The sequence below is a fragment of the Arcicella rosea genome (assembly GCF_014204325.1).
Taxonomy (GTDB): Bacteria; Bacteroidota; Bacteroidia; order Cytophagales; family Spirosomataceae; genus Arcicella; species Arcicella rosea_A.
Window position 1 is genome coordinate 54,748 of the sequence record NZ_JACHKT010000011.1, and the last position, 26,851, is coordinate 81,598.

Annotated in this window: 20 protein-coding genes and 2 tRNA genes; 7 read left to right on the forward strand and 15 right to left on the reverse strand. The window is 34.1% G+C overall.

Features of this window, described 5'->3' with window-relative positions; all coding sequences use genetic code 11:
• Positions 1-27 precede the first annotated feature (27 nt).
• Positions 28-1,743, reverse strand: coding sequence for an FAD-dependent oxidoreductase (locus HNP25_RS09375; protein ID WP_184133596.1), 1,716 nt, complete (start codon positions 1,741-1,743; stop codon positions 28-30).
• 265 nt (positions 1,744-2,008) lie between these two features.
• Here HNP25_RS09375 and HNP25_RS09380 point away from each other — a divergent pair, with 265 nt between their 5' ends.
• From HNP25_RS09380 to HNP25_RS09400, 5 genes are all read left to right on the forward strand, one after another.
• Positions 2,009-3,766: a T9SS type B sorting domain-containing protein gene (locus HNP25_RS09380; RefSeq protein WP_184133598.1), complete on the forward strand. Its 1,758-nt coding sequence runs from the start codon at positions 2,009-2,011 to the stop codon at positions 3,764-3,766.
• 219 nt (positions 3,767-3,985) lie between these two features.
• Positions 3,986-5,077, forward strand: coding sequence for a carbohydrate-binding family 9-like protein (locus tag HNP25_RS09385; protein WP_184133600.1), 1,092 nt, complete (start codon positions 3,986-3,988; stop codon positions 5,075-5,077).
• Positions 5,078-5,106: 29 nt separating this feature from the next.
• Positions 5,107-6,192: a family 10 glycosylhydrolase gene (locus HNP25_RS09390; protein WP_184133602.1), complete on the forward strand. Its 1,086-nt coding sequence runs from the start codon at positions 5,107-5,109 to the stop codon at positions 6,190-6,192.
• Positions 6,193-6,605: 413 nt separating this feature from the next.
• The gene (locus HNP25_RS09395) at positions 6,606-6,977 is read left to right on the forward strand and encodes a response regulator (RefSeq protein WP_184133604.1); all 372 of its coding nucleotides are present in this window, start codon (positions 6,606-6,608) and stop codon (positions 6,975-6,977) included.
• Between the two features lie 69 nt (positions 6,978-7,046).
• The gene (locus HNP25_RS09400; protein WP_184133606.1) at positions 7,047-10,202 is read left to right on the forward strand and encodes a PAS domain S-box protein; all 3,156 of its coding nucleotides are present in this window, start codon (positions 7,047-7,049) and stop codon (positions 10,200-10,202) included.
• A gap of 3 nt (positions 10,203-10,205) precedes the next feature.
• Here the strand turns inward: HNP25_RS09400 and HNP25_RS09405 are convergent, their stop codons facing one another.
• From HNP25_RS09405 to greA, 4 genes are all read right to left on the reverse strand, one after another.
• A complete protein-coding gene (locus tag HNP25_RS09405; protein ID WP_184133608.1) occupies positions 10,206-11,294 on the reverse strand; it encodes a hybrid sensor histidine kinase/response regulator in 1,089 nt (362 codons plus the stop codon).
• 373 nt (positions 11,295-11,667) lie between these two features.
• On the reverse strand, positions 11,668-12,072 hold the full coding sequence (locus HNP25_RS09410; RefSeq protein WP_221432436.1) for a response regulator: 405 nt from the start codon (positions 12,070-12,072) through the stop codon (positions 11,668-11,670).
• A 421-nt stretch (positions 12,073-12,493) separates the two neighbouring features.
• Entirely contained in the window at positions 12,494-14,572 is a 2,079-nt protein-coding gene (locus HNP25_RS09415) for a vWA domain-containing protein (RefSeq protein WP_184133612.1), read from the reverse strand.
• A gap of 172 nt (positions 14,573-14,744) precedes the next feature.
• Positions 14,745-15,218, reverse strand: a complete 474-nt coding sequence (greA, locus tag HNP25_RS09420) for a transcription elongation factor GreA (protein ID WP_184133614.1) — start codon at positions 15,216-15,218, stop codon at positions 14,745-14,747.
• A 516-nt stretch (positions 15,219-15,734) separates the two neighbouring features.
• Between greA and fmt the strand changes: the two genes are divergently transcribed.
• Positions 15,735-16,649 carry a methionyl-tRNA formyltransferase gene (gene fmt, locus HNP25_RS09425; protein ID WP_229202827.1) on the forward strand — a complete coding sequence of 305 codons (915 nt, stop codon included), beginning with the start codon at positions 15,735-15,737 and terminating at the stop codon, positions 16,647-16,649.
• 125 nt (positions 16,650-16,774) lie between these two features.
• Here the strand turns inward: fmt and HNP25_RS09430 are convergent, their stop codons facing one another.
• Positions 16,775-17,209 carry a hypothetical protein gene (locus HNP25_RS09430; protein WP_184133616.1) on the reverse strand — a complete coding sequence of 145 codons (435 nt, stop codon included), beginning with the start codon at positions 17,207-17,209 and terminating at the stop codon, positions 16,775-16,777.
• A gap of 11 nt (positions 17,210-17,220) precedes the next feature.
• Complete coding sequence (locus tag HNP25_RS09435; protein ID WP_184133617.1) at positions 17,221-18,444, reverse strand: sulfite oxidase; 1,224 nt, start codon at positions 18,442-18,444, stop codon at positions 17,221-17,223.
• A 190-nt stretch (positions 18,445-18,634) separates the two neighbouring features.
• On the opposite strand from HNP25_RS09435, the gene HNP25_RS09440 reads away from it, so the two are divergent.
• Positions 18,635-19,468 (forward strand): fumarylacetoacetate hydrolase family protein, encoded by an 834-nt coding sequence (locus tag HNP25_RS09440; protein ID WP_184133619.1) that lies wholly within the window; start codon positions 18,635-18,637, stop codon positions 19,466-19,468.
• Between the two features lie 47 nt (positions 19,469-19,515).
• Here HNP25_RS09440 and HNP25_RS09445 read toward each other — a convergent pair whose 3' ends face one another.
• From HNP25_RS09445 to fabD, 8 genes are all read right to left on the reverse strand, one after another.
• Positions 19,516-20,052, reverse strand: a complete 537-nt coding sequence (locus HNP25_RS09445; RefSeq protein ID WP_184133621.1) for a DNA polymerase III subunit psi — start codon at positions 20,050-20,052, stop codon at positions 19,516-19,518.
• Positions 20,053-20,064: 12 nt separating this feature from the next.
• Positions 20,065-20,787 carry an alpha/beta fold hydrolase gene (locus HNP25_RS09450; protein ID WP_184133623.1) on the reverse strand — a complete coding sequence of 241 codons (723 nt, stop codon included), beginning with the start codon at positions 20,785-20,787 and terminating at the stop codon, positions 20,065-20,067.
• Positions 20,788-20,836: 49 nt separating this feature from the next.
• Positions 20,837-22,180, reverse strand: coding sequence for an ethanolamine permease (eat, locus tag HNP25_RS09455; protein ID WP_184133625.1), 1,344 nt, complete (start codon positions 22,178-22,180; stop codon positions 20,837-20,839).
• A gap of 396 nt (positions 22,181-22,576) precedes the next feature.
• Positions 22,577-23,719, reverse strand: a complete 1,143-nt coding sequence (locus HNP25_RS09460; RefSeq protein WP_184133627.1) for a cysteine desulfurase family protein — start codon at positions 23,717-23,719, stop codon at positions 22,577-22,579.
• A 150-nt stretch (positions 23,720-23,869) separates the two neighbouring features.
• Positions 23,870-25,261 (reverse strand): phosphoglucosamine mutase, encoded by a 1,392-nt coding sequence (gene glmM / locus HNP25_RS09465; RefSeq protein WP_184133629.1) that lies wholly within the window; start codon positions 25,259-25,261, stop codon positions 23,870-23,872.
• A 242-nt stretch (positions 25,262-25,503) separates the two neighbouring features.
• Positions 25,504-25,574, reverse strand: a tRNA-Gln gene (locus tag HNP25_RS09470).
• Between the two features lie 69 nt (positions 25,575-25,643).
• Positions 25,644-25,714, reverse strand: a tRNA-Gln gene (locus HNP25_RS09475).
• Between the two features lie 159 nt (positions 25,715-25,873).
• Positions 25,874-26,755: an ACP S-malonyltransferase gene (gene fabD / locus HNP25_RS09480; protein WP_184133631.1), complete on the reverse strand. Its 882-nt coding sequence runs from the start codon at positions 26,753-26,755 to the stop codon at positions 25,874-25,876.
• Positions 26,756-26,851: the final 96 nt, after the last annotated feature.

Consider the following 26,851-nt stretch of genomic DNA (forward strand, 5'->3'; position numbering starts at 1 on the left):
TGATTCTTACGTCTAATCTCTTGCTTCTTACAACCTCATTGCCTTCATCTGTTTTACCGCATAATCAACCGCCCGTGCGGTAAGTGCCATATAAGTAAGTGATGGATTTTGTGTGGCAGTGGAAGTCATACACGCACCATCCGTTACAAATACATTTTTACACGTATGAAGCTGATTCCATTTGTTCAACAAAGAAGTTTTTGGGCCTTTTCCCATTCTTACGCCACCCATTTCATGATTTTCTGAACCAGGCATTCGATGAGTTTCATGCAACTGAATGTTGGTAAAACCAGCTTTAGTGTACATTTCAGCAAATTGTTCATGAAAATCTTTCATCATTTTGCGGTCGTTTTCATCAAACTTTACAGAAATTCTTAACTGCGGAATGCCGTACTTGTCTTTCAAATTTTTATCTAAACTTACCGTACTTTCTTCTTTCGGAATCGTTTCGCCCATCATGTGCGAGCCGACTTGCCATAAGCCTAAATCATTGCTCAATAATTTACTTTTCAAGTTTTCACCCATTTCATCATAAGGTTGAACGGGATTGCGAGAAGCTGAAAAACCTGCTGCGTAGCCTCTTAAAAAATCAGTTTCTTGCTTAAAAACATTTCTAAATCTTGGCACGTAGCTTGCATTCGGTCTTCTCCCATCGGTAGTTGAATCTAAATATCCATCATACTCTGCTGAAATTCTACCTTGATAGGTATGAAAAGCGATAAACTTTCCCAACAAACCATTATCGTTTCCTAAACCATTAGGGAAACGATTTGACGTAGAATTCAATAAAATCAGGTTTGAATTGATAGCTGAGGCATTCAAGAAAATGATTTTTGCATAAAATTCTATCATCTCTCCAGAAAGAGCATCTATTACCCTTACGCCTATGGCTTTGCCTTTTTTATCATCATAAATAATTGAATGTACAACAGAATGCGGACGTAATGTAAAGTTTCCCGTTTTTTCAGCCCATGGTAAAGTAGAAGAATTACTGCTAAAGTATCCACCAAGTGGGCAACCTCTTTCGCACATCGTGCGGTGCTGACATTTACTTCTTCCTTGTTTTTGATGAATCGCTTTGGTTTCGGTAAGATGTGCAGCCCTGCCAATAATTACATGACGACCTTTTCCGTAATTTTTTGATACTTGTTGTTTAAAATGTTTTTCAACACAAGACATTTCGTGCGGAGCTAGAAATTCGCCATCTGGTAATTCGGGCAAAGCGTCTTTATTGCCTGTAATTCCAACAAATTTTTCTACATAACTATACCAAGGTGTAATATCGGCGTAACGAATGGGCCAATCTACCGCAAAACCATCACGGGCTGGGCCTTCAAAATCAAAATCACTCCAACGTTGGGTTTGTCTTGCCCAAAGCAGTGACCTTCCTCCTACTTGGTAGCCACGCATCCAAGTAAAAGGAGCATCCTGAACATATTCTTGTTCGGCATCTTTCACTAAAAAATGTAAAGTACTTTCTCCAAAAATATAATGACTTTTAGGAATTTTATATTCATCATGAAGAGCCAAAGGAATTTTTCCATGATGTGGAAATTCCCAAGGATTCATCATGGCTGTAGGATAATCCGAAATGTGCTTTACGTCTCTTCCTCTTTCCAAGACTAAAGTTTTCAAGCCTTTCTCTGTCAATTCTTTAGCTGCCCAACCTCCACTAATGCCTGAACCAATTACGATGGCATCGAAAGTATTTTTCTTTTGACTTTCTATATTTATGTATGTCATAAACTGAACTGAAAAATTATAATTTAAAAAGCTATTTTTTAGGTTTAACTACTTAAAACTAAGCAATAGATTTCTTATCTTTATCCTGCTAAGTTAATCTACTTTTTTGATGCAACGTTCTGCATTAAGTCCTTGTCTTACAGAATAACTACTCCCCCGTTTACGCTCAGAATAATCTCGTCATCAGTTAAACGATAACTACTTGCTATTTCCCGAAAATTTATGCGGTAATTTTTTCATTAAAGATTTTCCCTAATCCACTGAAATGCAGAAAATTTTATTGTTTAGTATCCTTTTCGTGTCTTTGAATTTCAGCAGTTTTGCACAAACTGACTGTACAAATATTGGTTTTGAACTAGGAAGTATAAGTGGTTGGACTGTTACGACTGGTAAAATAACGAATGGAGGAACTTCTACCATTTACGGCCCCGAAGAACCTGGATATATGTATCAAATCACCAACATTGGCAGCGGAAATGACCCTAAAGTAACGAACGAAAAAATTCTGATGGTTGCTCCAGGAAGTAATTTTGCTATTCGACTAGGAAATACTGATGATGCAAATTCAGGAGGGTTTTATCATCGTTTAAAAACTTCTTTTATAGTTACACAGGACAATTCTTTGTTTCAATACAAATTTGCGGTTGTACTTCAAAATGACAATAACCATTCTGACGCTCAGAAACCTAGGTTCAATATTCAAATTACAGACGAAAACGGTAATCCATTAAATTGTAGCAACTTTAATATTCAACTGTCACGGTCTGGAACAGCTTCAAATTTTAGTATCCAAAGCTATAACAATAGTGGAAATATTGAATACCGAAACTGGACTATTGGTTCAATTAACCTACTGAGTTATCTTGGTAAAAAAATTAACATAGAAGTAACTGCTCATGGCTGTACCGAAAGAAGACATTTTGGCTATGCCTATTTTGATGCACAATGTTTAAAATCGGAAGTAAAGCCAACGGCAGCTTGTCCTGATGAAAATGGTTATATGGTATTGAGTGCCCCAAGCGGTTTTGAAAAATATACTTGGAGTAATGGCGAAACAACTTCTTCAATCAAAGTACTAGCCAAGTTAGGCGATAAGTATTCTGTGAAAATATTGCCTCTATCAAGTTTAGATGCTTCTTGTGAATTAAAACTTGATTATACCATCAAGTATCAACATCCTTACAATAACATCAATGCCAAAATTTGTGAAGGAGAAAAATATAAATTAGGAACTAGGGAATATACAACCAGTGGTACTTTTATCGAAAATATACAAAGAACTGACATTTGCGACAGTACGGTTACTTTGAATCTTACCGTAAATCCGCTTCTTACCAAAAGTCAAGAAATCGCTATTTGTGCTGGAACGACCTTTAAAGTTGGCTCTGAAATTTATAATGTTACTGGTTTATACACAACAATCATTAAAAATGTAAATCAATGCGACAGTGTTATTACGACCAATCTAAAAGTAATAGATTTTGATGTAACGCTCCAAAATCAGGATTTTGATATTCTTTCAGGAGATAGTGTGTTACTGAAAGCCATCGTTTTAACAACTGGTAATTACTCCTACACTTGGCAACCTGCTTTAGATTTAAGCTGTGCTTATTGTGCTGAAACTTGGGCAAAACCTAGCACAAGCAGACAATACACAGTTTATGTAAGTAGCCTAGATGGCAAACCATGCGAGAAAGTAAAAGTGGCTAATATTTCAGTAAGAAATTGTGGTTTGGTATTTATTCCTGACGCTTTTTCGCCCAATAATGATGGTAAAAATGACACTTTCTATGCTTTTGCCTCAGGCTGTGTAAAACAAATTAAAAACATGAAAGTATTTGATAGATGGGGCGAAGTAATTTTCTGGAAAGAAAACATTACTCCTTCAACAGCATCAAATGGTTGGGATGGTACTTTTAATGGTTTACCAGCCGACGTTGGTATTTATGCGTATAATGTAGAAGTAGAATTGAATGATGGGACAAGTTACACTACACAAGGAAGTATAACACTTATGAGATAACACTTCATTAATTCCATTTTAATCGGCAATATGTTACCATAATTACTAGTAGTTTTTGCCTATTTTATAGGCACATTGAGTATTTTAAGGCTTTTTTATTCCTTATAATTAGTATCAGAAGTAATTAATTCTTACTTTGTTTTACTAATTAATCGCAAGCGTCGTCGTACTTATTTGGTTTTTAGCTAAAAAGACGACCATTATCCAATTTTAATACACATGAAAAAATTACTCCTTACTGGAATAATTGGGCTAAAACTGTGCACTTCGTTTTCCCAAGTCATTTTCGAACCTCTTCAGTATCATTGTTTCAAAAGTAATGAGCCTTTAAAAATTGACGGTAAACTTTCTGAGTCTTCTTGGCAAAAAGCAAAATGGACAAGTCTTTTTATTGACATTGAAGGCGACAAAAAGCCAAAACCTCTGCAAGCCACAAAAGCCAAAATGTTATGGGACGATAAGTATTTGTACATCGCTGCCGAGTTAGAAGAGAAACATATTTGGGCTTATCAAAACAAAAAAGACCAGATAGTTTTTCTTGAAAATGATTTTGAAGTTTTTATTGACCCAGATGGAGACGCTCATAACTATTTTGAATTAGAAGTAAATGCTATCAATAACACTTTTGATTTATTCCTTCCGAAACCTTACAGAAATGGTGGAAATGCACTTATTAATTGGGACATAAAAAACCTAAAAACGGCTGTAAATATTGAAGGAACATTAAACAACGCCAATGATACAGACAAACATTGGACGGTAGAAATAGCCATTCCCTTTTCTTCAATAAGTTTAGACAATAATCTCTTAAAACCTCAAGATTTATCTTATTGGCGTATCAATTTCTCAAGAGTAGAATGGAATCACGATGTAAAGGCGGGGAAATACAGTCGCCAGAAAAATGCAAATGGTGAAGGTTTTTTACCAGAGTACAATTGGGTTTGGTCATATCAGGGAAAAATAGATATGCACATGCCAGAAAACTGGGGTTACTTGGTATTTGCTGATAAAAAAGTAGGTGCTGAAGATTTCGATTTCCCTTTGCCAAACATTGAAAAAGTAAAGCAAATTGCTTGGGATATTTATCACAAACAAAAAGCCTATTTCGCAAAAAATCAGCACTATGCTAAAGATTTGGCACTTTTAGAACTTGACACGAATCTCCAGCAAAGTAAAGCATTCATTCAAAATATTGACTTAGAAGCCACCAGTCAAACATTTTTAATCAGTATTGTTGACAAAGAAGGATTGAACAAAATTACACTCAATCAGGACAGCCTACTCAAGACAAGTAAAAACAAGTCTTTATAATTGTATCTTCTTCAACAATAAGTTATAATATGGAAAAACGTACCTTTTTAAAACAAATGGGTTTAGGTGTACTCGCAGCTGGTCAAAGTACCAATTTGCTGAATGCTCATCCTTTAATTCCTGCCAAAAATAGTAGTCAATTAAAAAATTGGGTTTGGATAAATCCAGACCATAAAGAAACTGAAACAGTATTAATTGAGCGTTATAAAAAATACAAGGCACACGGTATTACAGGAATTTTCTTTGAAGCTGACGACGAAAAACACTTTACCATCGCTAAAAAACAAGGACTGACTACTCATCGTTGGATTTGGACTTTGAATCGTGGCGAAGAAAGTCTTTTGAAAGCACATCCAGAATGGTATGCAATCAACAGAAAAGGCGAATCTTGTGCAACCAATCCTCCTTACGTAAATTATTACCGTTGGCTTTGCCCTTCTCGTCCAGAAGTACGTGATTACTTAGAAAAAGCAGTTAAAACAGAATTGAGTAAACCTTATGTAGATGGTATTCATTTAGACTACGTGCGTTACTCGGATGTGATTTTAGCCGTAAATCTTTGGCAAGTGTATGGCATCAAACAAAATCAAGAATTACCTGAGTACGATTTCTGTTACTGTGATGTTTGCCAAGCAAAATTCAAGGAATTAAAAGGAATCGACATCAGAACTTTAGAAAACCCTGACCAAAATTTATCTTGGCGTAAGTTTAGATATGATAATGTTACTCGTCTGGTAAATCATTTGGCTAAAACTGCTTCAAGTTTCAAAAAGCCAATTACCGCTGCCGTTTTTCCAACACCAGAAGTAGCCAAAAGAATTGTTCGACAAGACTGGGTAAATTGGAATCTATCAGCAATTTGTCCGATGATTTATCATAAATTTTATAAAGAAGATGTAAGTTGGATTGGCGATGCCGTAGAAGAAGGCGTTAAAGCATTGCATGGGAAATTTCCATTATATGCTGGTTTGTATTTACCAGATTTTGATAATAATGACGAAATTGTTCAAGGTATAAAATTAGCCATTAAAAATGGTGCAGCAGGTATTTCGCTATTCGGAAATGTAAATGATGACGTTCTAAAAGCCTTAGTAAAAGGCACAAGCAAAGCATAAAATTCGGAAATATCAATAAAGAAACGGGCAAAAGTAATATTTTTGCCCGTTTTAGTTCAATATAAAATATATTTCTTAGCCTTTTAACAACTTTTTTCTACTTACTATACTCGTACTTCGCAACTATAAAAAAGAATACTCCTCAGGATAAGTTTTGTCATTGCAAATAGTATTCCTTTTATTTAAATTGCCTTGATTTATTTTCAGGTTTTATATCAAAGCAAAAACTGTCAACTGCTTTAACAACTTCAAATAAGCCATTTGGCAAAGGAAGTACCTTCACTTTAAAGTTACCTTACTGAAATAATAGGCTGAATCTTTGATAAATACAAAAATAATCGTACATTAAATCACCTTTTTCCAAATATGATTCTTACTAACTATAAAGTTATTTATTGTACATAAATACCACTATGAAAACTAAAATACTATTTGTTGAAGACGACGTTGTTTTGAGGAACAATTACGTTGAAATTCTAGAATTATTTGATTTTACCGTCATTCCTGCGGAAGATGGCGTTGAAGCAATGGAAATACTTCAACATCATGACTTCGATGTAATTGTTTCTGATATAAGAATGCCCCGCATGAACGGTTTAGTTTTTCTGAAAAATGTCCGTGCTGATGTAAAATTAGTTAATACTCCATTCATTTTACTTTCTGCTCATGCCGAAAATACCGACTATGAAAATGGCATTAAAAGTGGTGCTAACGAGTACCTCACCAAACCAATCAGAGGTAAAGACCTTGTAAACGCTATTCAAAACGTAATAGCTGTAGTGTAATAATTTATTTAGGGTTAAAAAATCTATGTTATCATGCCTTCTAAATGATAAAATAATCACTAATAACCAATGGAAGATAGTCGAATTCCTTCAAATGAAATCCTTCGTTTAGCAGCCTTGAAGGAATTGAATATACTAGATACTCCTGCCGAACAAGATTTTGAAGATATTGTTACACTCGCTATTCAGATAAGTGGAGCTTCCATCGCTATAATTAGCCTGATGGATTCGAACAGACAGTGGTTCAAAGCTAAAATTGGTACAGATTTATGTGAAATATCAAGAAAAGACTCCTTCTGTGAACACATGATTCAAAACGATTCTTTTCTAATCGTTGAAGATACTACAGCAGATGAGCGTTTTAAAAATAATAAATTCGTTACTGGTTCACCCAATGTTCTTTTTTACCTTGGTGTGCCCATCAAAAACCAACAAGGTTATATTTTAGGCTCTTTATGTATTCTTCATTCAAAAAAATTAGCGTTAAATCATCAACAAATCAAGAGTTTAGAGATACTGGCTCGCCAAGCTGCATCGCTTTTTAATAAAAAGTCTGAATTAATTTATTCCGAAAAAATACTTTCAACGTATGTTAATAATACCTTAGATTCCATCATTTTATTAGACAAGGATAAGAAAATCATTGATTCAAATAAAGTATTTCAAGAAAGAGCTAAAAAACTACTCAATAAAGAATATCGCAAAGGCGAAAGTATTTTTGAATACTCACATCCATCTATCCATCCTCTTATTGAAAAATATTTTGCAATAGCAATCCTTGGAGAAGAAGTAGAAACTGAACTTTTCATCCCCTTTCAAACCGCTCAAAATTGGTACAAAGTATTATTTATTCCTTCTAAAAGCTTGTCCGATGAAGTAGTCGGTGTTGTAATTACACTAACTAACATAACCAAGCAAAAAAAATACGAAAAACAGTTACAAGCACTGAATGAGGAGCTTAACTTTCATTACACCAATTCGCCTTTGGCGGTGATAAAATGGGATAGTGATTTAATCATAAAAAGCTGGTCGGGACAAGCTGAAGTAATTTTCGGCTGGGAAGCATCAGAGATTGTAGAAAAATCATTTAATGAAATCAATTTGATTCATGAAAGTGATTTAGAGCATGTAAAGGTTTACGCCGATGAAATGCTCAGTGGAACGATTAGCAGATTAACATCCAAGAATAAAAATATTACAAAATCAGGTGAAGTCATTTATTGTAATTGGCACAATTCAATTTTGATGGACGAAAATGGGAAAGTTATTTCTATTATATCCTTGGTTGAAAACGTTACCGATGTTATCAACATCACGAAAGCCTTGGAAATAAAAACCAATAATTATGAAGCCCTCATTAACAGTACTGATGATATAATTTGGAGTATCGACACGGATTATCTATTAATGACAGCCAATAATGCTTTTATTCAAAATTTATTGGCTGATTCAGGAGAGTTATATCGTATTGGCGATTCTGTCTTTAAGGAGAGCATACCTGAAGCTATTTCGATTTTCTGGAAAGAAATTTATGATAGAATATTTCTTGGGAAAAGTTTTGCTACAAACTTTTCTGTTCCGAATTCCAATCCTAATGTACCCGATAAGAGCTTTGAAATAAAAGCAAATCCAATTTTCAAAAACAATGTTGTTGTAGCTGCGGCTTTGTCTTTGAGTGATGTTTCTGAAAAAAGAATAGCCGAACAAAAACTTTCGGAATCTGAAGCAAACCTTCAAGCTATTTTTGAAACAACCGACACTGGTTATATCCTTATCAATAAAAGTTTAGAAGTATTATCATTCAATAAAATCGCTAATGATATTTCTTCCCAAAACTTTTTTAATGTTGGTAAAGTACCTACAAATGGTACTCCAATATTAGATTACTTCCCAATTGAAAGAAGACCCATTCTTCAAAAAATGATGCAAGAAGTACTAAATGGGAAAAGGCTGGAATATGAAATTTCATTTCTACAACCCAATAATACTACCAATTGGTATTTTGTAAGATTATATCCAATTCTCAGCAAAAAAGACCAAAATTATGGCTTAGTAATGGCTTTATCAGACATTACAGAGCGTAAACTAGCCAATGAACAGCTAAAACAAAGTGAAATGATGTTTAGTGATTTGGCAAAAAACTCTCCAGGTATTGTTTTCCAATTTTGTGTTGAACCCGACGGCTCTTCTTATTTTTCTTACATCAGCGATAAAGGAAAGAAAACTTTCGGTTTTCAGGTAAATGATAAAAATTGGCAGCAAAATGGTAGAATTAATCAAAAAGAAAGAAATGCTTTTTTTGAATCAATTAATCAGGCAATTATTCATCAAAAAGACTGGAACTATGAAGGTGAAATGGAAACAAAAGATGGTAAAAGGAAGTGGTTTCAAGGCTTAGCAAGTCCAACCATCAAAGACGGTAAAATTATTTATAACGGCATTTCATTGGATATTACCGAGCGAAAAATTGCGGAGGAAGACCGCAAAAATTTAAGAAAACTGGAACTCTCACTGGCAAAAGAAAAGGAAATTAATAACCTAAAATCAAGGTTTATTTCATTGACTTCGCATGAATTTAGAACACCGATTACAGCCATTGTATCAAGTGTGGATATATTAGACATACATTCAATCAAGATTGGTAATCAAGAATTACAAAGTAAAATTAAAGAACATATTAACAAAATTTTATTCCAAACTAGCAGACTAGACACGATGTTGAAGGATATTTTGACCATTGAGAAAACAGCTGGCGGAAAAATATTAGTAAAACCACAACCACTTGACCTACATAAATTTTTGTACGACCTAAATGAACAGTATTACGTTGACAGAAAAGATGGAAGAAAGTTAAAGTTAATACTGCCTGAAAAAATCAGGGAAATCATGACAGATCCTTCATTGCTAAGCCATGTAATTAGCAATTTAATCAATAATGCCTTCAAATATTCGATAAAAGCACAAAACCCTGAATTACTTGTTGAATACCATACTGATTTTTATAGCATTACTATAAAAGACTATGGAATTGGGATTCCGCTGGAGGAGCAAGAACATTTATTTGAAACATTTTTTAGGGCAAATAATGTACAAAATATTGAAGGGACAGGACTTGGATTAACAATCACAAAAGAATTTACGCAAAAACTAGGTGGAAATTTGAGCTTTATCAGTAAGCCATTTGAAGGAAGTGCTTTTACAATCAAGCTTCCTTACAATTTGTAGTTTTTAAGAAGCCAACTTTGCTGGAATTTTTAAAGTAACCTCAAACATATTTTGGTTGGTACTTACTTCTAAACTTCCTTTTTGTTTCTCAACCCATTCTTTTACAATATATAAACCCAAACCAGAACCATTCATATCTTTGGAATGATGTGCCTGGAAAAAAGGCTTTATCATACTCGTACTCATTGTATAATTACCTTTATAATGATTTTTAATATTTATTACTATCATCTCATTTTCAAAGTAATTATTTGAGGTAATTTCAAATTTAGGATCTGAATACTGAATAACATTTTGTAGTAATTCTGTTATCATTTGTTCGAGCGATTCTCTATCAAAAGCAAATAAGTAAAAATCTTCTCCTTGAATATTAAAATCAAACTGACTATTGGTGCTATTTTTCAAAAAATCAAAAATACCACGCTGTAAGTCTCCAACATTTAATTTAGATTTATTGGTATTGCCCCAAGGACTTATTCCATTTACTAATTGATTATGCCATAATAACTTACGAGTTACCCTCAACATTCTTTGCCCTGAAACCTGAATTGCTTTTACGATATTACTAGCATCTGCCATATCATTTTGGCTAATCATTTCTTCAAGGAGCTTTCCGAAATTAATAATTCCATTCAGAGGAGTAAGATATTCATGTGTAGAAATTTTATAGAAAACATCAATGGCATTTTTCTTTGTTTCAATCTCAGCATTTACTCTTTTTGCTGAACTTATTTCTATTCTAGCTTGTATGGTTTCAATTAAATCCTTAGAACTGTAGGGTTTTGTCAAAAAATCATCAGCACCTAAATTCATCCCTTTCCTTTTATCTGTCAAATCAGCTAAGCCAGACAAAAAAATAAAAGGTAAATTGATAAACCCTTTTGATTGTCTAATAGCTCTAAGAACATCAAACCCGTCCATAGAATCTAGCATTATATCACAAACTACTAAATCAGGATTAATCTCTTCAATCAGTAAAATGCCATCTTTACTACTGTTAGCTACAAAACATTCGTAGCCATGTAAACTCAGAATCAAGCTAGTATTTTCTGCAAGAAGCAAATCATCTTCAATAAGTACTATCTTAGACATATTTTCAATTGTTTATTCAGTAGATTATTCAACCATTTTGGGTTAAAGCTCATTCTCATTATGGAAAGAATTAGTTTCAATAATTTTCGGAACCGATACTTTAACACAGCTTACTAAAAATAATAAAATTATCTCTTTATTACTATTTGTGATACTACTTTTTTACAAGTTATTATTATTAAACTAAAAAATGAAAAGTATCTAATAATCAACAATTTGGAATCTCTCAATTTAGCAACAACAACAATAAAGTACAATATAATATTTCAAAAGTTCAACGCTAATACCAACTCTAAAAATATTTTGTATTAAAACAATACATCCCTTCCATTAAGATAACGAAAGGGATGTATTAGTAATGGAATTTAGCTAATCAAACGGTAGCTTTGAAATATTCATTTGCTTCTAAAATCACCTCATAAAGTATTTCTTTCCCTACAGGTTTGGGAAGATACTTTAGAATTTCAGCATGTGGTGCATTTTTTCTAAAAATAGTATAATCGCTTGCTGAAACTACAACTACTAATATTTTCTTATCTCTAAATTCTAAGTAATGATTTGCTAAATACTCTAAAAATTCATAGCCATCCATTACAGGCATATTCAAATCTAGCAAGACAACGATTTTATCATGTGTTGTTTCTCTAAGAAACTCAACAGCTTCTTGACCATCAGTAGCCTCAGCAAATGGAACGTCATAAGTCTGTAAATACTTTCTCATCAAAAAACGATTGAGGTGCTCATCGTCAACAATTAAAGTTATGGCGTTATTAAACATATTAATATGTGCTAGTTCAAAATCGAATACTAGTTTTGGTTAATGATAGACGATAAAATAATTCTAATAAAGTTTATATTTTTTATATCTAAACCCTTAATTTATAAAATTAATACTTTTGGAGAAACTGTATTAGAACATTTGAATGTAAGAAAACTAACAAAAATCATATTTATCATTTTTATTTCTAAACAAATGATTTTTTTGAGTTTTTATAGTTTCCGAACTTTGTTTCTATACAAAGAATAAGCCGCAATCTTCATTCCATTTTTTTAGAAATCTAGGTATCTTATCCAATCTCTTTGAAATAAACAATTATAACTAAGATTAGTTAAACATTTCAATCAAAACTACTCTTTTACCAAAGGCAAAAATAACATTTGTTAATTCAAATGCTACTCCTCATCTAAAATCTTTCTCACTATTTCATCATTTTGATGATGAAAATTTCTAAAGCCAAGAAAAGTAAAGCCGCAATGATAAAATACTTCCAAAGTGCTACACCAAAATTCTGCTCCTTAAAAGTACTTACAAAATCAGCATCATCTAATCTATCAAAAACCTGAATATTCTTCTTCTGAGCTAGAAGGTTTCTCAATTCAGACACACTGTAAAAATCCATCATAGATTCTTTGTGGTCGTGATTGAATGCCAACACTTTTTGTACTTTTCCAGCTAAAAGCAATTCATAATATCCCGATTCTAGTAATTGGTTTTCATTTAATTGATTCGCTTTGGGCAATTCAATCGTTAACACATTTCCTACTAAATGCTGTACGGGAATAAACTCCATTTTGTTGCGTTTCAATGTAAAAATGGGTTGACGAACATTTACTTCAGCTTTTACTTCATCCAAAACAACTGAAATTGTATTTGATTCAAAGGAGAAAGCCGTTTGCTCTTGTACTACGCTTTGTGCCGCAATTTTATACATAATGGGTACAAACAAAGCATTTCTGGCAAATTCGCCAAATTGAACATCCAAGGGTGCGCCTAACAGATATACTCGTCCACTAGCAACCATAGAAACCGTTAAAAAAGGTTGATTGTTTCTAAAATTCAATAATTTTTCGCCTACAGCTTGCCAAGTAATTATGGCATTCTGATTAGGCATTTGTATCATTTCCTTTTGTGTAGAATTATCAAAAATATCTACAAAAAATGATGAAGATTTCACAGGTTCAGCCAATGGCGTTGCTTCAGCAGTAATTGATTTTTTATCCTGAATATTTCTTATATTGAATGCACTCAAAAAGCCATTGTAACTACTTAAATCAGGTGATTGATTCGGAATGAGCATCAAACTTCCTCCCGATTTCACAAAATCTTCTAAAGCTAATTTCATCGAACCTTCAATAATTGGTAGTCCTTCTAAAATGATAAAATCAACTGTTTTAAAAAGACCAACATCAACGTTTGAAGCCGCATAATTCCTGTAAGCAAAAACACTATCGTTCGCAAAAACCGCAGGCAAATATTTTCCAGCAGTATTTTGTCCTGACAAATGTAAAACCTTAATTTTCGGAGCTACATTCAACACAAAGAAATAATCGTTATCAAAAGTAATGGGCGTATCATCAAACGAAATATTTGCTTTTTTAAAGCCTTTACCTTGAATATTAAAAGAGAAAGTATCCACCGTTGAAGATTTTGCAGGAATAGTAGCAATCGTTGACGAAACCTGAACACCATCAATCAATAATTTTACGGGTAAATTTTCAACGGTATTTTCACCCGTGTTAAATAACTTGACCGACAATTGATTCACCTGCATTTCACGCACAAAAGGCGTATTCAACCAAACAGAATCCACAAAAACATTTTGAATTGCTTTTGATTGAACTGGCACTAAAAAAAGCCTATCGGTTGAATCTAAACTAAGTTTTGATAAATTTCCTGCGGTAGATTTTTGAAAATCTGAAAACCATATATATTGATTTCCACCTTGTGAATTATGCTTAGACGCTAGATTTTTCTGGCGATTTAATACTTGTTCTAAAGTACGTGGACTATGCGTAAACTTGATGGAAGTAGTGCGTTCTTTGATTTGCTGCGTATTACCAACAGCATGTTCATCGGCAGAGAAATCATTGGTAATTAATTGTAATTGAGAACCTTGTGGGAATGAAAGTAGAAGTTCTTCTACTTTATTAATAGCTTTATCGAGATACGTTTTTTTATCTAATTCGTTCTGCATCGACAATGAATTATCAATGTATAAACTACTTATTCCTCCTACTTTTATTCCAACACCTGTTTTAGACGGAAAAAAAGGTTGTGCAAAAGCCAGTACCAAAGCGATGATAAAAGCCATCCTCGCAGCCATAATTAGCAAATGCTTTAGCTTACGAAATGACGAAGTAGTTGTATTAACAGCCCTCAAAAAAGCCACATTGGTAAAATATACTTTCTTGGTTCTTCTAAAATTAAAGAGGTGAATAATCAAGGGAATCGCAGCGGCTAAAAGTCCCCAAAGGAAAAATGGATATAGAAATTGCATGAAAAAGTTCTTCGTTTTGTTCAAGTCACGCTAAAATAATGAGCTCTTGAAATTTCATTAATGTATAAAACTACAAAAAAAAGCCATCATTGATTAAATCAACGATGGCTAATTCAAGATTTGTATAACAATCTGTTCTCGAAAAATAGAAATTCAAAAGATTATCTATTTTCTAACGAGATATTTCTAGAATTTCAAATTCTAATTTACCAGCAGGTGCTTGAATTTCAGCAGTATCTCCCACTGATTTCCCGAATAACCCTTTTCCAAATGGTGATGAATTAGAGATTTTACCAGCTTTCAAATCAGCTTCTTCTTCCGACACGATAGTATAAACTACTTCCATCCCATTTTTCTTATTCTTGATTTTTACTTTTGATAAAATCGAAACTTTTGAAGTATCAATATTAGTTTCATCCAATACACGAGCATTGGCAACGATTTCTTCCATTTTAGAAATCTTCAATTCTAATAAACCTTGTGCATCTTTTGCGGCGTCGTACTCCGCATTTTCACTTAAATCTCCTTTATCACGAGCTTCAGCAATTTGCTTTGCCATATCCGAACGCCCCTGCAATTTTAAGTATTGCAATTCAGATTTTAATTCCTCAAATTTTTCAGGAGTATAATACTGTACTTTTGCCATTGTTTTATTTTTTACAAAGTGATTCAGTAAATTGAGGTAAAATCATAGATAAGGCTACTATCACTTTTTAGCTACAATTACTGCATATCACTTCTTTGAGTTGATACAAAAAAAATTACTGACATCGCTGCCAGCAAGTGAAATTCTTATTCTGAAAATATTTACTCAAACTCTTTACAAACAAAAAGAACGGCTTTCGACCGTTCTACAAGATTTTTTATGACCTTTGCAGAAATTTCGAAGCTAATTAAAACTGCTTGATTGAATCTTTCGTTGCATATTTTACTGAATTGAGCTAGCAAAGATAATAAAACAGATTTCGATTTCAAAGAGAAATTTCAAATTGTGTTTTTTTTAGAAAATTTATATTGAATTCACGAAGTACTAAGAAATAAGCTAAAAGTATCAAGCACCAATAATTTATATTCAACGATTTTCCTTGATAAGAAATACTACTTAAAAACAAAAAAAGCCATTTTAAACAGCCTTTACGCTGATAAAACTGATCTTAATCTAATGAAAATAATCTTTATGGGTACTCCCGACTTTGCCGTTGAGAGTTTAAGAATTTTAGTTGAAAATAACTGTAATGTTGTAGCAGTCATTACTGCACCAGATAAACCGATTGGTCGTGGATTAAAAATGGGAATGTCAGCCGTGAAAGAGTACGTTTTGGCGAACGCTCCACATATCCCAATTTTACAGCCCGAAAAATTAAAAAATCCTGATTTTTTAGAAGAACTAAAAAGTTATGAAGCCGATTTACAGATTGTAGTAGCTTTCAGAATGCTTCCTGAAGCCGTTTGGACAATGCCAAAATTGGGTACTTTCAATTTACATGGTTCGCTTTTACCACAATATCGTGGGGCTGCTCCTATCAACTGGGCAATTATCAATGGCGAAAAAGAAACAGGCGTAACTACTTTTTTCTTGAAACATGAAATTGATACTGGTTCAATTATTTTTCAAGAACATGAGCCAATTGCTGAAACGGATAATGTTGGCGATGTTTACGTCCGTTTGATGCACATTGGTGCAAATTTGGTTTTAAAAACCGTGAGAGCCATCGAAGCGGGAGATTATCCTCAAGAGCCACAAGTAGAATCTGATGAGATAAAACACGCTCCGAAAATTTTTAAAGAAACTTGTGAAATTGATTGGACAAAGTCTGTGAAGTCCGTTTATGATTTCATCCGTGGACTTTCGCCTTACCCTGCCGCTTGGACTACTTTGAATGGAAAGGTTTGTAAAATCTATCGCACCTCAAAACTAAGCGACGAAAGTATTCAGTTTGAAGAAGCCTTTAAAAGTGATGGCAAAAAATACTTGTACTTCAAATGTGCCGACGGCTATTTAGCTATTGAAGAACTACAATTAGAAGGCAAAAAACGCATGGGAATTGAGGAGTTTTTGAGAGGGTATAGGTTGTAATGAGATTGTAAGACTTTAGGACTTTAGGACTTTAAGATTTTTGTTCTCTATTATCACCTCCTAAATTTGACAATTAATATACTTTATACAGCAAAGTTGTCAATTTTTAGGAGGTGATATTTATATCAACGATTCTCCAACTTGTACCATTGAAGATTTTTTAATAATTCACGTCTATTCAGCTTTTGCTGAGAAGCCATTTTTGGGGAATAATACTTCTCTAAATAATCTAATACTACTTTTTCAGATTCTCCTAAATCCCATAGTTTATGGTTTTTCTGCATCCACCTGATTTTATCTTTCCAGCCTTCACGAGTAAAACGGTGTTGCTGAATCAACTGTGTATTATGGCAAGCTGTGCATTGTGCCTTTACCATCATCAAATTGGCATCGTTGATTAAGCCTGTTTCTGAATCAATCGTCAATGAATCAGACACATTTAAGTTTGGAGTGCGGAGTGCGGAATGAGGAGTATTAATTTTAATTTCTTCTGACTGCTTGAAGGCAAGAAAAGTAATCAGTATCGTTCCGACTAATATATATACATTAATAATTTTCATCTTGATCTGATTTACACGATTTTCACCGCAATTCTATGACAAGCATTATTCAAATATCCGCCCGGATTCCATTGTGGAATTACCATGGGTTGCGTAATTCCTTTACTATCGGTTGCCTTTACCCATACTTCAAAATAGCCTTTTTGTGAAAAATCCAAGGCTAAAGACCAATGTTGCCAAGCCAAACGATTTTTGGGAGCCTCCAAATTACATTTCTTCCAAGTAACGCCATAATCAATCGAAAGCGATACTTCTTTTACTTCCAAATCACCTGCCCAAGCGTGTCCACGCAATGTAAGCGTTTTGCCAGCATCAATTACTGCTCCCGTTTTAGGATAAGTAATCAAAGATTTCACTGGCATCGCTCCGATAATTTTGAAATTTTCGGGTGTTTCAGCTAATTTTTCTCCCGGTTCAATCGGATGAATCGGTACTCTGTAACTATGACCACTCATTTTTTCGCCATCGTGTTCTTTGTTTCTGACCACAATTTTATCTAACCATTTTCCAGAAACCGATGCAGGCCAACCACCAATCACCAAACGAAGTGGAAAACCATGTTCCAAGGGAATGTCTTTGCCATTCACCGCCCAAGCAATGAGCGTTTCATCTTCTAAGGCTTTTTTAATGGGTACTCCTCTCGAAATAACCGACTTATTTGGTGTTCTACTCAAATGAATGTCTTTGCCATAATAACCGATATAAACGGCATCGTCTTTCAAACCAACATCTGCTAAAATATCTTTTAGGCGAACGCCTGTCCATTCTGCACAACTTACTGCTCCTTGCTCCCACTGGTTTCCAGACGTTTGTGGAAAATATCCCGAACGTCCATTTCCGCCACATTCTAAAGTAAGTTGATAAGTATAATGTTTAAATTTCTCCTTTAACTCTTTGATTTTGAATGTTTTTGTCGTTTTTACAGATTCTCCACCGATAGTCAAAGTCCAAGTATTAATATCGATATTGCCTTCTGGAATCAAGCCGTTATTACGAATAAACATTTTTTCCACTGGCGTTACTTTATCGTCTAATAAATGTGGGGGTGTTTCAACGTTCCAAGGTTTATCAGAAAGAATAATCAATTCTTTATTTTTCCAGTCGGGCAAAGTACCTTCAGCTGGTTTTAATAAAATTTGAGGAGTTTTTTGGGCAAAAGGAACGTTGGGAATGATTAATCCCAACAAGGTAGAATAAGTGCTTTTCTTTAAAAAGTCTCGTCTGTCTTGAATCATTTTTTTATTGTTAATTTGTCTTACAATAATGTACTAAAGTTTAAATCGACATTTTTAGCAAATCAGGTGGTTTGATTCTTCACTACAAAGTTGACTTATTTTAACATATTTAAGGCAAGATATTCAGTAAAATTAGTATTTCTATCTGCTTTTGGTACTTTAGCCTTTTAAAACAGAAACAACATTTAATATGAAAATATACAAAACTAAACAAGGAATTATTGTAGAATCGGCTGATAAATTTTATTTATCTACTGAAAGTAATTGGGATGTTTATGTAAATCGTGATGATTTATACGAACAAATAAGCAAAGAAATAGCAACACTTACAAGTATTGAATGGACTAAAAATGACATTCTTGCCCCAATTAGTCAACAAGAAATTTGGGCATCTGGTGTGACTTATATGCCTAGCCGTGAAGCTAGAATTGAAGAATCAAAAGATGCTGGTGGTGGGGATTTTTATGCTCGTGTATATGATGCCGAACGCCCAGAGATTTTCTTTAAATCATCTGCCAGTCGTTGTGTAGGAACAAACGATTTTGTCCGTATTCGTAAAGATTCAGCTTGGAATATTCCTGAACCAGAATTGACGCTTTTTGCTACTTCAAGTGGAAAAATTGTAGGTTATACCGCAGGAAATGACATGAGTTCGAGAGATATTGAAGGCGAAAATCCATTGTATTTACCTCAAGCCAAAAGTTATGACAAAGCCGCTGCCATTGGGCCTTGTTTGTATGTAACAGAAGGAGAAATTAGTCCTGAAACTTTAATTTCACTAGAGATTTTAAGAGATAATGTTTCACAATTTCAAGGAAGTATTGCCATCAATCGCATGAAACGTAAACATGATGAATTGATTTCATTCTTGTTCAGAGAGATGTCTTTCCCACACGGAGCATATTTGATGACAGGAACAGGCGTTGTGCCACCAAATGAGTTTACTTTAGCTGTTGGCGACGTAATCAATATTACGATTGAAGGAATTGGAACATTGACGAATACTGTGGAGCAAAAAGCGTAAAATTTTGTTTACTTGGTAGATTCTGACGGAATCTACCAAGTAAACTTCTACAAAAACATTTCCTGCAAAGCCTTCCAAAGGGCTTTTTTCTTTTCTACATCATTCTGCAATTCACTCAAAGCATCTGAAAACAAAAAGCGAATGTTTTTTATTTCTTTGGTTTGATACGAATTAAGGGGAATCTCAAGCTTTATTTGCTGTAAAGCCACCCCAAAAGTGATAAAATGACTGATTAGGTTCTGAGAAAAAGCCGTTCTAGCATTCATCTGGCTCAAATCTGCCAAGCGAACTAAATCCACCTGATTAAGATTTAATTTCACTGCCGTAAGGATTTTCCCCAATAAAGCTTGGTCTGCATCGCTACAATCATCTACCAAAATAACCACTCTATGGTTGGGTACAAAATGTAAAAGTTCTTGTACTTTTTCAACTTTTACTTCCGCTACAACTTGTTCTGCAATCGGTGCTACAATCAGTTTTTTTTCTATAGATACTTCATCTTTTTGCACAGTTTTTTCAGGAATTACATACAATTGTTCTCCTGCAAAAAGTTGTTGAAAAAGTATGGCATTATTCTCAGGCATTATCTCCTACAATTAACATTTTAACAAAAACTTCCCTACAAATTTTAAGCAATCTTCTGGCTCTTCAACCATTCCCATGTGTCCTACTTCATCAAGAATTGAAGATGAGAAAAATTTAGGAACCATAATTTGTGCTTTGGCATCTGCTGGGTTCACACTTTTATCTTTTTCCCCGATAATAAACATCACTGGGCAACGCAAAGATTTTAATACATGCTTACGGTCGGGACGGTCACGCATGGCTGTCATACCAGCAATCAATGCTTCTACAGGCAAGGTTGAAGTAGCTTCAATATGCTTTTGAATAATTTCAGGATACTTCTTTGCAAAAGCTTCCGCATACAAATTAGGTGTTGATACTTTGATAAAAGCTTCAGCACCATGAGTTTTCAAAAACTCAACATTCTTGTCTCTAGCGGCCTTTTTTTCATCCGAATCTGCAAAAGCCGTAGAATGAAAAAGCCCTAAACCCAATACTTTCTCTGGATATTTCTCAGCAAAAGCTAAAGCAATATAACCACCCATTGAATGACCAATGATAACACATTTTTCAAATCCTTTTGAAGTAACTTCTTTTTCAACAAAATCGGCATAATCTTCAATGGATTTCAAATTACTCAGTCGTGCATATTCTGGAACAATCATGTAAAAATCCTTCTGTAAAAAAGGTACATAACCACTCCAAATGGTAGCATCTTCACCAAAACCGTGTAATAATACAACTGCTTTTTTCATAATATTCATTCACGAATCTCAACACAAAAAAGGTTTCATTCGTTTTATTTTAATGATTTTTTGGGATTTCTCTCCCTCTAAATTTTAGTAAAAATCCAAGTAAACACACCACCAAACTTCCAAAAAACAATATACTTAACCACTGATTATAATATATGATAGCAAACATACATACGACAGACAAAACGAGGGCAATTAAGGGGAAATATGGGTAAAATGGTGCCATAAATGGGCGGTCAAGTGTTGGTTCTTTTTTACGCAAAGCTAATAAACTCAACATACTCATCGCATACATTACCACAGCACCCAAACCCGACATGATGATAATTTTATCAGTCGTTCCCGTAAAAATAGCGATTGCTCCTACAAAGCCCCCTGCAATCAAAGCCCAATGTGGCGTATGATATTTTCTGTTGACAACTGATAAAAATTTAGGCAAATAACCCGCACGAGCTAAAGCAAAGATTTGTCGAGAGTAACTAATCGTGTTACAATGAAACGAAGCAATCAAACCAAAGAGTCCTAAACTAGCAAATATTTTCGAAAGACTATTATTTTTCCCCAAAGCCATTGAAAGTGTTTCGGGCAAAGGATAGTCAATATTACTTAAAGTTCGCCAATCGCCAACGCCTCCGCTTAAAATCATTACACCCAAAGCCAAAATCACTAAAGTAATAATACTTGAAATATAAGCTTTTGGAATGGTAGTTCGTGGTTCTTTTACTTCTTCTGCTACCATTGCTACGCCTTCAATCGCTACAAAAAACCATATAGCAAAAGGTATTCCAGCAAAAACACTATTCGCAGTAACCGTCGGAGGATTATGTGCCAAAAAGTTTTCTGTTTTATAAAAAGGAAAAATAACCGCAATGAAAATTATTAATTCTACAACAGACAAAATTGTAACAAACAGGGAAAAGCGGGCAGATTCTTTAATGCCGAAAAGATTAATCGTGATAAAAATCACATACATCCCAATAGCCGTTGGCACAACTGGAATAGCGGGATGTAAAAAATGCACATAGCTTCCTAAAGCATAAGCGATAGCTGGAGGTGCTAATAAAAAATCAACCAAAGTGGCAAAACCAGCGATAAAACCTCCTACTCTTCCAAAAGCACGATGAGCGTAATCAAAAGCACCACCCGCATGAGGAATAGAAGTAGTGAGCTCTGTATAAGAAAAAATAAAAGTAAGGTACATCACCGTTACCAATAAAGTAGCGATTAAAAAACCAATTGTTCCAGATGAAGCCCAGCCATAATTCCAGCCAAAATATTCACCCGAAATCACTAGCCCCACTGCAATTGCCCATAATTGAGTGGTGTTAATTACTTTCTTTAAGGTTGGTTGATAATTTTCGGCAATCGGATGAGGGCTGTCGGTTGTCGGCATAAGTTTATAATATTAATAAGGATTAAAATATTGATGAATTGATGAATTGATGAATTGATGAATTGTGATTAGAAAATAGTCTCAAGTAATCTTGAAAAATTAGTTTATACTTACAAATTACTCTATTGATATTCAGATACTTAATCTAAAAATTCAGCACTCACAACTCAGCACTCATACTTAATGCTGTTTATATTTAATAATATGCTTCAATATATCTTAAATGAAGCCTTTCATGGATGATAATTCCTTTAAAATAAGGTCAATTTATAAAAATTGATGACCGAAAGCTGACAACTGACAGCCATTTTACAATTGGCAATTAAACAAATATACAAAAGGCTCAGAGAATCTCTGAGCCTTTTGTATTAAATTCTAAATAGATAATGCCTCTTACTAAGCTGTTACTTTCAGAATACTTATCAGTTTGTCCACTACATAATCAATCTCTTCTACCGTATTATATTTTGAAAACGAAAATCTCACAGAAGGTCTTTCAGGAGAAACATTCAAAGCTGTTAAAACGTGTGAGCCAATATCAGAACCGCTTGTACAAGCACTTCCGCCCGAAGCTGAAATTTTGTTGATGTCTAAATTGAACAAAAACATATCCGCTTCTTCCGAAGGAGGAAAACTTACGTTTAGCACTGTATAAAGACTTCTTTCTAAATTAGCAGAATCTCCGTTGAATTCGATGCCATCTAATTCAGTACTTAGTCTATGAATCATTCTGGCTTTCAATGCTTCAACGTGCTTTCTATGCTCGTCCATTCCTGAATAGGCAATTTCTAAGGCTTTAGCTAAACCTACGATTCCATACACATTTTCAGTACCGCCACGCATATTTCTCTCTTGTGAACCACCGTGAATAAAAGGCGTGATTTTACTTTTTGCATTGATATACAAAAATCCAATTCCTTTTGGCCCATGAAATTTATGTGCTGCCCCCACTAAGAAATCTATTTTCAATTGTTGCAAATCATGGCGATAATGTGCCATCGTTTGAACAGTATCCGAATGAAAAATTGCACCATAATCTTCACACAATTGTCCGACGATATTCAAATCTAATAAATTACCAATCTCATTATTTCCGTGCATTAACGACACCAACGTTCTTGGATTATCACGTAGTAATTCATCTAAATGTGTTAAATCAATGTGACCTTTATCGTGAAGTTCAACATAACTTAATTTGATTTTTCCTTTTTTAGCCAAGTACTCCAAAGTATGCAAAACAGCATGATGTTCTAAACGAGAAGTAATGGCATGAGTAATTCCAAAGTCTTCAACAGAACGAACGATAGCCGTATTGTCAGCTTCTGTTCCACCAGAAGTAAAGAAAATTTCAGCAGGCGAAGTATTTAATAAGCCAGCGATTGATTTTCTAGCACGTTCAATCGTGTTACGCACTTCACGACCATGAGTATGGATTGATGATGGATTTCCAAAACTGGATTCCATCATGGGTAACATTGCATCGATAACAGCTCTATCCATCGGAGTTGTTGCTGCATTATCTAAATAAATTCTATTCATTGAATTAACTTGGAGGTTAACGAAGTGTTTAAATGATAAACAGTAATTTAAAAGTCTATCACTTCTCTATAACAAATGGGTATTTTATAAAACTAAAAATGCCAGACCAAAGCCTGACATTTTCAAAACATGTAATTATTCTTTTAAGTTTTATCTTGAAGCTACTACTTCTTTAATATCACTTATCAATTTCTTGGCTAAATTCGCTGCCTTTGTAATAGAATCTGATTCAGAGTATATTCTAATGATTGGTTCTGTGTTTGATTTTCTCAGGTGAACCCATTCTTTATCAAACTCTATTTTCACCCCATCAATATCGTTAATTGGGTTCTTAGAGTACTTCTTTTTAATTGCATCTAATACTCCATCAACATCAATTTCTGGCGTTAATTCAATCTTATTTTTAGAAATATAATATTCTGGATAACCTTTTCTGAGTACGGAAATGCGTTTCCCTGCTTTAGATAAATGTGTTAAAAACAACGCTATCCCAACCAAAGCATCACGACCGTAATGCAATTCTGGATAAATAATTCCTCCGTTGCCTTCACCACCGATTACAGCTTTTGAAGACTTCATCAAGGTAACAACATTTACTTCACCAACTGCCGAAGCATAATACTTTCCGCCAGCTTTCTCTGTAACATCACGCAAAGCACGAGTTGAAGAAAGATTAGAAACTGAATTACCTTTATTATTTTGTAAAATATAATCGGCAACAGCTACTAAAGTATATTCTTCGCCAAATGGTGAACCATCTTCACACATGAAACAAAGTCTATCAACATCAGGATCAACAACGATCCCTAAGTCGAATTTACCTTTTTCCATTGCGTTGGTTATATCTGTTAAATTTTCAGGCAATGGCTCAGGATTATGAGCAAAATATCCTGTTGGCTCGCAATGTAATTTAGTAATTTGTGTGACACCAAGTGCTTCCAACAACATTGGTACAGCTATTCCTCCAGAAGAGTTAACTGCATCAACAATTACTTTAAAATCTTTATTTTTAATTGCTTCAACATCGACCAATGGTAATGCTAAAATCAAATCTATATGCTTTTGAAGCCAAGTATTGTCTTTGGCATAAGTCCCCAATTTCTTGACATCTACAAAATCAAAATCTTCATTTTCAGCAATTTGAAGCATTTCTTCTCCATCGTTTCCAGAAATAAATTCACCAGTAGCATTCAATAATTTGAGTGCATTCCATTGAATTGGATTATGACTTGCCGTTAAAATAATTCCTCCAGCCGCTTTTTCAGCAGGTACTGCCATTTCAACGGTTGGTGTTGTAGAAAGTCCTAAATCAATTACACTTAACCCTAAACTTTGTAGCGTACCAGTTACTAATTTGGAAACCATGTCGCCCGAAAGACGAGCATCACGCCCTACTACAATTTTAAGTGTATCGGGGTTTTTCCGCTTTAACCAAGTGCCAAAAGCTGCTGTAAATTTAACAACGTCTAAAGGTGTTAAGGCTTCTCCCGCTTTTCCACCTATAGTTCCTCTGATGCCTGATATTGATTTGATTAGTGTCAATTGCTTAATAAAATTTTAAAGAGATAGTTAAATTATTAAAAACTAAAGTTAATATAAAAATGCCTGTTTCTTGAAATAAACCCTAATTGTATCACTTTAATTGTCCATAAATTTATCTAACAGTAATTTTTTATTTTTCTTAATGCCTTTTTTAGCCAAATAAGCCTAAAAGCAAATATTCTTCTTTGGGAAAAACGATATTAACATAAAAGCCTTCAAACTGTAAAGTCTGAAGGCTTTTGTTAACCGACATGGATTCGAACCATGAATGACAGTACCAAAAACTGTAGTGTTACCATTACACCATCGGTCAATTTAATTCTTTTTTGATTTGACTTGTTAATGAAAGATTTCTCGAAACATTGTTTCAAGAAATCTTTTGTTAACCGACATGGATTCGAACCATGAATGACAGTACCAAAAACTGTAGTGTTACCATTACACCATCGGTCAATCGCAATTGAATTGTGGTGCAAAATTAGTAGTATAATTTGGTTTTGTCAAGCTCTTTTTTCAAAAAATTAATTATTTACATTCTTTCAATTGTCTAAGTAATTGAATATTTGCCCATTAACGTTTCAAAAAATTCCGAATTTATCTTCAAAAATACTTTTATAATGAAACTCCACTTGTTTCTACCGTTGGAGCAATCTTTTTCACTAAACCTTGTAATACTTTACCTGGTCCACATTCTACAAAAACTGTTGCTCCATCTTCAACCATATTTCTTACAGATTGCGTCCAACGAACAGCACCTGTCAATTGTGAAATAAGATTCGCTTTAATCGTCTCAACATTTGTTGAAGGTTGAGCATTTACATTTTGGTAAATCGGACAAGCTGGTTGTTCAAAATGAGTAGCTTCAATGGCTGCTGCTAATTCTTCACGAGCGGATTCCATCAATGGTGAGTGGAATGCACCGCCTACTGGTAATAATAATACTCGCTTCGCTCCTGCTTCTTTCAGTTTCTCGCCAGCTTTTGCAACGCCTTCGTTTGAACCTGAAATAACTACTTGACCTGGACAATTATAGTTTGCCGCTACAACTACTTCGTCTGTAATAGCAGCACAAATTTCTTCGATTACTTCATCTGATAAGTTTAAAACTGCTGCCATCGTCGAAGGATTATTTTCGCAAGCTTTTTGCATGGCTAAAGCACGTGCTGAAACTAATCTCAACCCATCTTCAAAACTTAAAGCACCTACCGAAACCAAAGCAGAAAATTCCCCTAATGAATGTCCAGCAACCATTTCTGGTTTGAAATCAGCCGTTTCTTTGGCTAAGATAACTGAATGTAAGAATATAGCTGGTTGTGTTACTTTAGTTTGTTTGAGTTCTTCATCAGTTCCTTCAAACATAATATCTGTGATACGAAAACCTAAAATTTCGTTTGCTTGCTCGAATAATGCCTTAGCTGATGCTGAATTATCGTAAAGATCTTTACCCATGCCCTTAAATTGAGAGCCTTGACCAGGGAAAACGTATGCTTTCATTTGAATAATTAAATGAATGTGAGTAAAATAAGTAAAAAGAGTATAGCGTTTCTAATACTCCAAAAGTCCGCAAAATTAACTATTCAAATCAACTAT

Bases quoted from the DNA above. Each gene is read 5' to 3' on its own strand.
- HNP25_RS09390 (WP_184133602.1), top strand. From the start codon at position 5,107: ATGGAAAAACGTACCTTTTTAAAACAAATGGGTTTAGGTGTACTCGCA.
- greA (WP_184133614.1), bottom strand. From the start codon at position 15,218: ATGGCAAAAGTACAGTATTATACTCCTGAAAAATTTGAGGAATTAAAA.
- HNP25_RS09375 (WP_184133596.1), bottom strand. From the start codon at position 1,743: ATGACATACATAAATATAGAAAGTCAAAAGAAAAATACTTTCGATGCC.
- HNP25_RS09440 (WP_184133619.1), top strand. From the start codon at position 18,635: ATGAAAATATACAAAACTAAACAAGGAATTATTGTAGAATCGGCTGAT.
- HNP25_RS09445 (WP_184133621.1), bottom strand. From the start codon at position 20,052: ATGCCTGAGAATAATGCCATACTTTTTCAACAACTTTTTGCAGGAGAA.
- HNP25_RS09395 (WP_184133604.1), top strand. From the start codon at position 6,606: ATGAAAACTAAAATACTATTTGTTGAAGACGACGTTGTTTTGAGGAAC.
- fabD (WP_184133631.1), bottom strand. From the start codon at position 26,755: ATGAAAGCATACGTTTTCCCTGGTCAAGGCTCTCAATTTAAGGGCATG.
- HNP25_RS09415 (WP_184133612.1), bottom strand. From the start codon at position 14,572: ATGCAATTTCTATATCCATTTTTCCTTTGGGGACTTTTAGCCGCTGCG.
- HNP25_RS09400 (WP_184133606.1), top strand. From the start codon at position 7,047: ATGGAAGATAGTCGAATTCCTTCAAATGAAATCCTTCGTTTAGCAGCC.
- HNP25_RS09380 (WP_184133598.1), top strand. From the start codon at position 2,009: ATGCAGAAAATTTTATTGTTTAGTATCCTTTTCGTGTCTTTGAATTTC.
- HNP25_RS09460 (WP_184133627.1), bottom strand. From the start codon at position 23,719: ATGAATAGAATTTATTTAGATAATGCAGCAACAACTCCGATGGATAGA.
- HNP25_RS09410 (WP_221432436.1), bottom strand. From the start codon at position 12,072: ATGTTTAATAACGCCATAACTTTAATTGTTGACGATGAGCACCTCAAT.
- fmt (WP_229202827.1), top strand. From the start codon at position 15,735: ATGAAAATAATCTTTATGGGTACTCCCGACTTTGCCGTTGAGAGTTTA.
- HNP25_RS09435 (WP_184133617.1), bottom strand. From the start codon at position 18,444: ATGATTCAAGACAGACGAGACTTTTTAAAGAAAAGCACTTATTCTACC.
- HNP25_RS09385 (WP_184133600.1), top strand. From the start codon at position 3,986: ATGAAAAAATTACTCCTTACTGGAATAATTGGGCTAAAACTGTGCACT.
- HNP25_RS09405 (WP_184133608.1), bottom strand. From the start codon at position 11,294: ATGTCTAAGATAGTACTTATTGAAGATGATTTGCTTCTTGCAGAAAAT.
- eat (WP_184133625.1), bottom strand. From the start codon at position 22,180: ATGCCGACAACCGACAGCCCTCATCCGATTGCCGAAAATTATCAACCA.
- HNP25_RS09430 (WP_184133616.1), bottom strand. From the start codon at position 17,209: ATGAAAATTATTAATGTATATATATTAGTCGGAACGATACTGATTACT.
- HNP25_RS09450 (WP_184133623.1), bottom strand. From the start codon at position 20,787: ATGAAAAAAGCAGTTGTATTATTACACGGTTTTGGTGAAGATGCTACC.